We start from the raw sequence: 1,994 nt of genomic DNA, 5'->3' as shown, positions 1-1,994 counted from the left end.
GCCGAGTTCGCCGCGAAGGGCACTCGGTGATCTCGATGAGTCAGACAACGGCACCGGCGGCGAGTTCCTCGCCGCCGGCTCCGCCGGTCACTCAGAAGGACGGCCGCACCAACCAGCGGTCCCTGGGGCGCAGGCTGCTCGCCCGCCCCGAGGTCGGTGCTCTCATCGCCGCGATCGGTGTGTACCTGTTCTTCTTCGCGGCGGCGCCTTCCTTCCGGGAGACCAGCGCTCTGGCAACCGTTCTCTACCAGGCCTCGGTCATGGGCATCATGGCCCTGCCGGTGGCGTTGTTGATGATCGGCGGGGAGTTCGACCTGTCCGCCGGTGTCGCGGTCACCACCTCGGCACTGACCGCCGCCATCCTCAGCTTCCAGCTGTCCATGAACGTGTGGACCGGCGTGTTCGTCGCCCTGATCGTGTCCCTCGCGGTGGGAGCCTTCAACGGCTGGCTGCTGATGAAGACGGGACTGCCGAGCTTCCTGGTCACCCTGGGCACGTTCCTGATCCTCCAGGGCGCCAACCTCGCCGTCACGAAGGTCTTCACCGGGAACGTGGCGAGCGACTCGATCGCCGACATGGACGGTTTCGGCCAGGCCAAGAAGGTCTTCGCGTCGGAGTTCGCCATCGGGGACGTCAACTTCAAGATCACGATCGTGTACTGGCTGGTGTTCGCCGCGATCGCGACCTGGCTGCTGCTGCGCACCAAATTCGGCAACTGGATCTTCGCGGTCGGCGGCAGCAGGGACAGCGCCCGCGCGGTCGGTGTCCCGGTGCAGTTCACGAAGATCGCCCTGTTCATGGGCGTGGGCGCGGGCGCCTGGTTCGTGGGCATGCACCTGCTGTTCTCGTTCAACACCGTGCAGTCCGGCGAGGGCGTGGGCAACGAGTTCCTGTACATCATCGCGGCCGTCATCGGCGGCTGTCTGCTGACCGGCGGCTACGGCTCGGCGGTGGGCCCGGTCATCGGCGCCTTCATCTTCGGCATGGTCTCCCAGGGCATCGTCTACGCCAACTGGAACCCGGACTGGTTCAAGGCGTTCCTCGGCGTGATGCTCCTGGTCGCCGCCCTCGTCAATCTGTGGGTCCGCCGCCAGGCGACCCGGAGGTGAACTGATGACAACCAACGAAACCACCTCCCCCAACAGCACACCCACCCCCGACAGTTCACCGGCGGACGCCACGCCGGTCGTCGAGCTGCGCGGCACCGGCAAGTCCTACGGCAACATCCGCGCCCTGCACGGCGTGAACCTCGCCGTCCGCTCCGGCCAGGTCACCTGCGTCCTGGGCGACAACGGCGCCGGCAAGTCCACACTGATCAAAATCATCTCCGGACTGCACCAGCACACCGAGGGCGAAGTCCTCGTCGACGGCAACGCCGTGCACTTCGGCACCCCCCGCGAGGCGCTGGACGCCGGGATCGCCACCGTCTACCAGGACCTGGCGACCGTCCCCCTGATGCCGGTGTGGCGCAACTTCTTCCTCGGCTCCGAGATGACCAGGGGCCCCTGGCCCGTGCGCCGCCTGGACATCGAGAGGATGAAACAGACCGCGGACGCGGAACTGCGCAACATGGGCATCGTCCTGGACGACCTCGACCAGCCCATCGGCACCCTCTCCGGCGGCCAGCGCCAGTCCGTGGCCATCGCCCGCGCCGTCTACTTCGGCGCCCGCGTCCTCATCCTGGACGAGCCCACCGCCGCCCTCGGCGTCAAGCAGTCCGGCGTCGTCCTGAAGTACATCGCCGCCGCGCGCGACAAGGGCCTGGGCGTCATCTTCATCACCCACAACCCGCACCACGCCTACATGGTCGGCGACCACTTCAGCGTCCTGCGCCTGGGCACCATGGAACTCTCCGCCGCCCGCAGCGAGGTCACCCTCGAAGAACTCACCAACCACATGGCCGGCGGCGCCGAACTCGCGGCCCTCAAACACGAGTTGGCCCAGGTACGCGGCGTCGACGTCGAAAAGCTCCCCGAGGCCGAGGACCTCCAGGC

Annotated in this window: 2 protein-coding genes; both read left to right on the top strand. The window is 67.6% G+C overall.

Annotated features, from left to right (window positions below; translation table 11 throughout):
- The first annotated feature begins 35 nt into the window (after positions 1-35).
- Complete coding sequence (locus RB628_RS40375; protein ID WP_318325626.1) at positions 36-1,109, top strand: ABC transporter permease; 1,074 nt, start codon at positions 36-38, stop codon at positions 1,107-1,109.
- A gap of 4 nt (positions 1,110-1,113) precedes the next feature.
- Positions 1,114-1,994: ATP-binding cassette domain-containing protein (locus RB628_RS40370; RefSeq protein WP_318325625.1), on the top strand; the 881-nt coding region annotated here is incomplete at its 3' end.

This window comes from Streptomyces sp. ADMS, from assembly GCF_033441795.1.
In the GTDB taxonomy this organism is placed as follows: domain Bacteria; phylum Actinomycetota; class Actinomycetes; order Streptomycetales; family Streptomycetaceae; genus Streptomyces.
This window is presented reverse-complemented; position numbering and strand designations above follow the sequence as displayed.